Here is a 7,049-nt window from a genome sequence, read left to right as displayed (position 1 = left end):
AAAGGCTGGGCACAATGATGTCCGGCTCTTATGGCAATTCCATCACGATCAATGATCGTCGAGATATCATGCGGATGCGCACAATCCATCGTAAAGGACACTACGCCTGATTTACCCAACGCCGTGCCGATGATATTCAGCCCATCGACCGCGCACAGACGTTGATGCGCATAGGATAGTATCTCCTGTTCATGCGCCCGTATCGCCGCCATTCCGATAGACTGCACATAATCAATCGCCGCGCCCAGCGCAATCACTTCGGCAATCGCTGGCGTCCCCGCTTCAAAGCGATGAGGGGGCTCAGCATAGGTGCTTTTTTCAATGGTGACACGATCAATCATATCGCCACCACCCATGAAGGGGGGCATATCAGCCAGTATCTCTTGCTTACCCCACAGCACACCAACGCCATTCGGGCCATATAATTTATGCGCTGAAAACACATAGAAATCACATCCCAGCGCGGTCACATCAACTGGCATATGGATAGCGCCCTGGCAACCATCAACGACAAATAACGCATCAACAGATTTTGCTAGCTTGGCAATCTCGGCCAGCGGATAAACCGTACCCAGCACATTCGATACGTGCGGCACCGAAATGATCCGCGTTTTTTCGCTAATCATCGCGGTCATGGCTTGCATCGAAAAGCTACCATCTTCATCCATCGGAAAGGCTCGCAACACGGCACCAGTCCGTTCGGCAACCATCTGCCATGGCACGATATTGGCGTGATGATCGGCAATGCTGATAAGAATTTCATCGCCGTCCTGTAAACGTGGCAAGGCCCAGCTATGCGCAATCATGTTCAAGGCCATGGTCGCACCGGCGCTCAGCACAATCTCGTCAGGTGACGGGGCACCGATAAATCCAGCAACTTTCTGGCGTACCGATTCATAGGCATCGGTTGAGGCCTCGGACAGGAAATGCAAACCCCTATGTACATTCGAATAGGTATCCGTATAGGCTGATGTCAAAGCATCAATGACCTGTTGCGGCTTTTGCGCCGAGGCAGCAGAATCCAGATATACCAAAGGCTTGCCATGAATTTCGCGTGACAGGATCGGAAAGTCAGCGCGGATCGCATCAATATCAAAGACCGGTGTTTCAAGCGCTAGATTATCGGTCATAGTGACACCCCTTTTACCTCGGCCATCCAGCCATCACTGATATGCCGGAGCATAGAAGCCAAAGCCGCATTTTCCACCACATCGATTGCGTCATCCAGAAACGCGCCGATCAGCATGGCGCGCGCTGTTGCCTTTGGAATACCACGGCTGGTTAAATAAAAAAGTTGCGTTTCATCAAGTTCACCAACGGTGGCACCATGCGCACAGATTACATCATCGGCATAGATTTCCAATTCGGGTTTGGCATCGGCTTCGGCTTTGCGTGATAATAGCAACGCACGGCTCATCTGCTGGCCATCGGTTTTCTGGGCATCAGGTGCGACATGCACCTTGCCTTGAAACACTCCGCGTGACGCATCATCCAGCACCCCGCGGATAATCTGGTTTGAATGGCAATGCCCAACGGCATGATCCATATAGGTGGTGATATCATGATGCTGTTTGTCCCGGCCCAGATAGATTGCCGACAAACCGCATTCAGCCGTTTCGCCGGTCAGCGACACATGCGTTTCCAGTCGTGCAAGCTGGCCACCAGCCGAAATCGAAAAGCCGGCAAAGACTGATTCCTCTCCCAGCGCAATACCGGTCGCCGCAAGATGCACATTAGTGGCACCCTCTGCCTGCACCTTTGCATAATCAAGCCGCGCTTTATCAGCAAGACGAAGCGCAACAAGCGGTGCTGACAGACCGAGCTGGCTTTGATGCCATTCGCCAATCACAGCGCTGGCACCAGCACCAACATCGACCATCAAAACCGGATGCGCCGACACATTTTCTCCATCGCCTTCAAATACCAGCAATATAGGTTGCGTAATCTGCGCCCCTGCCGCAACCGACAACCGCAGCCCTGAACTCATCGCTGCTAACGACAGATTACCAACCGGATGATCGTTCGGGGCCAACCCCGCCACCTCGGTAGCAATCGCGTCAAAATCCGATGCCAGACTATGCGTTGCCACCATGCCATCAGGCAGTCCGTCAAGACTACTCACATCAAGCATGCCATTATAAAAGCGAATCATATGCGCCTGCATCTCGGCCGCAATCTTGGCTATCGGTGCACTTGTTTCACGTCTTGTTTCACCACCTTGAATAGCAGGCACAAGATCACGCGCTACCACCGCCCCAAGCCGCGTAAAGCGCCATGCTTCGGCATGTGCATCCGGCCAGCCATTGGCCTGCCAGCGCGCTAACGCATCACCGCGCGCACCGCCAAGTCCGACCAGCTGATCAAGATTAGGCTGCATCGTCGATGCCAGCATAGCCCTGCTCCTCTACTTCAAGTGCCAGCGACTTATCGCCAGATTTACGGATTTTGCCACCTGCCAGAATATGCACATAATCTGGCACGATATAATCCAGCAGACGCTGATAATGCGTAATCACTAGCATCGAACGCGCGGGGTCACGTAACATATTGACCCCTTCCGATACGATCTTCAACGCATCGACATCAAGCCCTGAGTCGGTCTCATCAAGCACCGCCATAGTTGGCTCAAGTAAAGCCATCTGCAGAATTTCATAGCGTTTTTTTTCACCACCGGAAAAGCCGACATTGACTGCCCGCTTAAGCATCTCATCATTAATGCCAAGAATTTTGGCTTTCGCCCGCACCATTTTTACAAATTCAAGCTGATCGACTTCAGCCTGACCAGCTTCGATACGGCGGGCATTGACCGCCGCGCGCAAAAAGCTCATGCCGCCGACGCCGGGTAATTCAACCGGATATTGAAACGCCAGAAACATACCAGCCCGGGCGCGCTCATCGGGTTCCATCTCCAGCATCGAAACGCCATTCATCAAAACATCGCCACCTGTCACGTCATAGCCATTGCGACCAGAAAGCACATAGGACATGGTGCTTTTGCCCGATCCATTCGGCCCCATGATGGCATGTATTTCGCCGGCATTAATGGTCAGATTAATACCTTTGAGTATCGGTGTATCGCCAACCGATGCGTGTAGATCCCTGATTTCAAGTAAAGCTGTCATAAAATTATCCTGTCTGAGATTAACCAACCGAGCCTTCAAGGCTGATTCCAATAAGTTTCTGTGCTTCGACGGCAAATTCCATCGGCAATTCCTTCATCACTTCCTTACAGAAGCCATTGACGATCAATGATACGGCATCTTCTTCATTGATTCCGCGTTGTAGACAATAGAACAGCTGATCTTCGGAAATGCGTGAGGTTGTCGCTTCATGTTCGATCTTCGCACTGGGGTTGCGCGAGACAATATAGGGCACCGTATGCGCACCGCATTTATCACCCACCAGAAGCGAGTCACATTGCGTAAAGTTACGGGCATTCTCGGCACCTGGTTGCATCCGCACAAGCCCGCGATAGCAATTTTGCGACTTACCTGCCGAAATCCCCTTCGAGATGATCGTCGAACGGCTACCTTCGCCGATATGGATCATTTTCGTGCCCGTATCGGCTTGTTGCATGTTATTCGTCAAAGCCACCGAATAGAATTCGCCCACCGACTCCTTGCCTTGCAGAATACAGGACGGATATTTCCAGGTGATCGCCGAACCGGTTTCAACCTGTGTCCATGAAATTTTTGACCGGTCACCGCGACAGGCGCCACGTTTGGTGACAAAATTATAGATCCCGCCTTTGCCGTTTTCATCACCCGGATACCAGTTTTGCACGGTTGAATATTTGATCTCGGCATCCTGCATCGCAACCAGCTCGACAACCGCCGCATGCAGCTGATTTTCATCGCGTTGCGGCGCCGTACAGCCTTCCAGATAGCTGACATAGGATTCGTCTTCGGCGATAATCAGCGTCCGTTCAAATTGACCAGTATTCTGTTCATTGATCCGGAAATAGGTCGATAGCTCCATCGGGCAGCGCACACCTTTCGGGATATAAACAAATGACCCGTCGGTGAAGACCGCGCTGTTCAGCGCCGAAAAATAGTTATCGGCAACCGGCACCACTGATCCCATATATTTTTTGACTAATTCGGGATAATCACGGATCGCCTCGGAAATCGGACAGAAAATCACCCCAGCCTTGGCCAATTCACCGCGAAAGGTCGTTGCCACCGATACCGAGTCAAACACCGCATCAACCGCCACGCCTGCCAGCATTTTTTGCTCATTCAAAGGGATTCCCAGCTTTTCATAGGTCGCCAGCAATTCCGGATCGACCTCATCAAGCGATTTCAGCTTTTCAGCATCTTTCGGCGCCGAATAGTAATAGACATCCTGATAATCAATCGGCGCAATATTCAGCTTCGCCCAGTCTGGCGATGTCATTGTCAGCCATTTTGCATAGGCTTTCAGCCGCCATTCCAGCATCCATTCCGGCTCGTCTTTCTTGGCTGAAATGAATCGAATGATATCCTCGTTAAGCCCTTTAGGAGCCTTATCACTTTCGATATCAGTGACAAATCCGTATTTATATTTGCCTGTTGCCGCTTCCATCTGTTCGATGGTCTGGGTTGTTGCCGCCATAAGTTTTCCTCTTACTCGCTAAATCTATTATCTCAAGTCTGATTAAAATCTCGTTTAAGTCTCGTCTAAATCCTAATTCATCCGCTCTGCATAGGGTGCATCACCATTTTGTGCATCATCATCTTGCCGACCATTAGGCGCGTGGTCTGCCGCTATTCGCACAGGAAATAATTGCGCCGGATCGGTCAGATCCTCTAGCGTCACCGCTTCGAGTGCGCCGCGGATGGCCAGATTGACACGGTTCCAGTTATTCGCCATGAAACAGCAATGCGACACAGCACAAGGATCCGGCGCGCCATCGACACAATCGGTGACCGCAATCGGCCCTTCCATCGCTTCGACAATATCAACCAACGAAATCGAACGCGCTGGTCGGACCAGCCGATAGCCGCCATTCACCCCGCGTTGCGTGGCCAGCAGATCAGCCGCCAGCAGCGCTTTCGCCACCTTAGCCACGGTTGGCTGTTTCAATCCAGTCAACTCGGCCAGTAACGCGGTCGCCACGGTTTCATCGCGCTTATGCGCCAATGCGCCAAGCACGATAATCGCGTAATCTGTCATCCGGTTCAGCCTGATCATACCGTTTCCTGTTTCCGCTTTATTGACACCGTCTGCGCAACTTAAGAGGCAAAAACGGGCGATATATGCGAATGATTATCATAATCAAGACTAATTTAGTCCTGATTGAGTAGATATAGGGAAACCCGACTATATTTCAAGACTTATCACCTGCACATTATGGCAAAATTTATTCTGAAAGCCGGAAATATAGCCGCGAGAGGCAACGCCAAAAAAGCATGTATAATAAATGTGCTTAAGCGGCGTCCAAATGCATAAAGCCCAGCCAGATAAAGCGGGCATGAATAAAGATATTAGTTAAAAGCCTCACGGCGCAGCAGATAGCGTTCGCCATCCAGACTGTCGAAAACCTCGTCGATATCGGGATGGCAAACAGGGCCATTCTCGCCATCGGCCAATAGATTTTGCTGGCTTACATAGGCGGTGTAATAGCTATCAGCATTTTCCGCCAGCAGATGATAGAAAGGCTGGTCTTTTTCCGGCCGCGCTTCGGCAGGGATCGAATTATACCATTCTTCGCTATTATCGAATTCGGGATCGACATCAACGACGACGCCGCGAAACGGATACAGCCGGTGCCGTACAATCGCGCCAATGCTGAATTTCGCATATTTGTCGTTCATCATGAAAGCCCTTTAAGGTGCCCTATAGCCAGGGTCATATTGCGTGATCGGATACGGGTGAAACAAAAGCGTTGTGCGAACAGCCTCTAGCTAGCCCCAAACTCTAACACAAGACTCAAACACAAGACTCTAACACCTGATTCTATGCTGGGAGCCACAGACACCGCATCGTTCCGGACAGGCATCAATAACTATGCGCCTATGCCGATAGAGTAGATGCCCGATAAATTAGATGCGGTCTTTGACTTTAAGCACCTGCTTGCCACGATACATGCCGGTTTTCAGGTCAATATGATGCGGGCGGTGCAATTCGCCAGTTGTTTTATCTTCGACATAGGCGTCACTGCTCAGCGCATCATGGGCGCGGCGCATATTCCGCTTTGATTTGGTGATCTTACTTTTTGGAACAGCCATGTTATTGCTCGTCTATCTGAAATAGGGTCTTATCTGAAACAAGTCTGACGCGATCCATCACGGGATCATTGCACCAAACTTCGGGTGGTGTAGGCGAAAAGCCACCGCATGTCAACCAAAAGCCCGTTCATTGCCCCTGCCCGCAATGCGGCAAACAAAAGGATAAAACAGACCTGCCAATCACGTTTTGGTGAAGCCTGCATAATTCATCATTGCATTAACGTTTTGTAAATTATTTATTCCTAATACTTGCCTCTAGAGCCAGTGCGCTGGCCATACCTTAGAGGAGGCAGACATGACAACAAGACCATTTACCATCACTTCAATCCATGTTCCCGATCCCAACCGTTACGGCCTCGGTCGCTATGGAAACACCCGCCGGACGATGGCGATGTTGCGCGGCATTATCATCGCTTTGATTCTGTGTGTGCTAGCGATCCCCTTTGTGACCGAGGCCGATGCAGGCACTCCCCAGCAGATTAATGCCCAACAGACCATAGGCGCCCAGATCAGCGCGCTCCGGCAACAGGCCGCGGCTGGATCGCCAGCGGCACAGTTCCGCCTTGGCATGGCGTTTCAGACTGGCCAGCATGTTACTCAGGATATGACCGCCGCGCATCATTATTACAGCCTTGCCGCCACCCAGGGGCATGCACGCGCGCAATTTCGGCTTGGTTTTCTGTATGAACGCGGGCTTGGCGTTGACCAGAGTTTCAGACGCGCGGCACATTTCTATCATCAGGCGGCACATCAGAACCATACCGTTGCCCAGCATAATCTGGCGATCCTGTTTGCGCATGGCAAAGGCGTCAAGCGCAACCTGCAGCATGCCTATGGCTG

8 protein-coding genes are annotated in these 7,049 nt (G+C 51.3%); 1 reads left to right on the top strand and 7 read right to left on the bottom strand.

All coding sequences use genetic code 11. The annotated features are described in order from the left end of the window. The 7 genes from ACTF7Q_RS09770 to rpmF form a co-directional block, all read right to left on the bottom strand. On the bottom strand, positions 1 to 1,130 hold a 1,130-nt coding region (locus ACTF7Q_RS09770; protein ID WP_438997648.1), incomplete at its 3' end, for a SufS family cysteine desulfurase. Next, positions 1,127 to 2,392, bottom strand: coding sequence for a Fe-S cluster assembly protein SufD (sufD, locus tag ACTF7Q_RS09765; RefSeq protein ID WP_438997647.1), 1,266 nt, complete (start codon positions 2,390 to 2,392; stop codon positions 1,127 to 1,129). The genes ACTF7Q_RS09770 and sufD, both read right to left, overlap by 4 nt. Next, positions 2,367 to 3,122, bottom strand: coding sequence for a Fe-S cluster assembly ATPase SufC (gene sufC / locus ACTF7Q_RS09760; protein WP_438997646.1), 756 nt, complete (start codon positions 3,120 to 3,122; stop codon positions 2,367 to 2,369). Before sufC ends, sufD begins: the two co-directional genes overlap by 26 nt. Before the next feature lie 19 nt (positions 3,123 to 3,141). After that, a complete protein-coding gene (sufB, locus tag ACTF7Q_RS09755) occupies positions 3,142 to 4,593 on the bottom strand; it encodes a Fe-S cluster assembly protein SufB (RefSeq protein ID WP_438997645.1) in 1,452 nt (483 codons plus the stop codon). Between the two features lie 72 nt (positions 4,594 to 4,665). Then, positions 4,666 to 5,172 (bottom strand): SUF system Fe-S cluster assembly regulator, encoded by a 507-nt coding sequence (locus ACTF7Q_RS09750; protein WP_438997644.1) that lies wholly within the window; start codon positions 5,170 to 5,172, stop codon positions 4,666 to 4,668. A 293-nt stretch (positions 5,173 to 5,465) separates the two neighbouring features. Further along, positions 5,466 to 5,795 (bottom strand): heat shock protein HspQ, encoded by a 330-nt coding sequence (gene hspQ / locus ACTF7Q_RS09745; protein WP_438997643.1) that lies wholly within the window; start codon positions 5,793 to 5,795, stop codon positions 5,466 to 5,468. A 228-nt stretch (positions 5,796 to 6,023) separates the two neighbouring features. Then, positions 6,024 to 6,209 (bottom strand): 50S ribosomal protein L32, encoded by a 186-nt coding sequence (rpmF, locus tag ACTF7Q_RS09740; RefSeq protein ID WP_041860671.1) that lies wholly within the window; start codon positions 6,207 to 6,209, stop codon positions 6,024 to 6,026. Positions 6,210 to 6,504: 295 nt separating this feature from the next. On the opposite strand from rpmF, the gene ACTF7Q_RS09735 reads away from it, so the two are divergent. Beyond that, the coding region (locus ACTF7Q_RS09735) for a tetratricopeptide repeat protein (RefSeq protein WP_438997642.1) at positions 6,505 to 7,049 on the top strand (545 nt) is incomplete at its 3' end.

This window comes from Puniceispirillum sp. (SeqCode) (assembly GCF_965657105.1).
Taxonomy (GTDB): Bacteria; Pseudomonadota; Alphaproteobacteria; order Puniceispirillales; family Puniceispirillaceae; genus Puniceispirillum.
The sequence above is the reverse complement of the archived record's forward strand: the minus strand, read 5'-3'. Positions and strand labels throughout refer to the sequence as shown.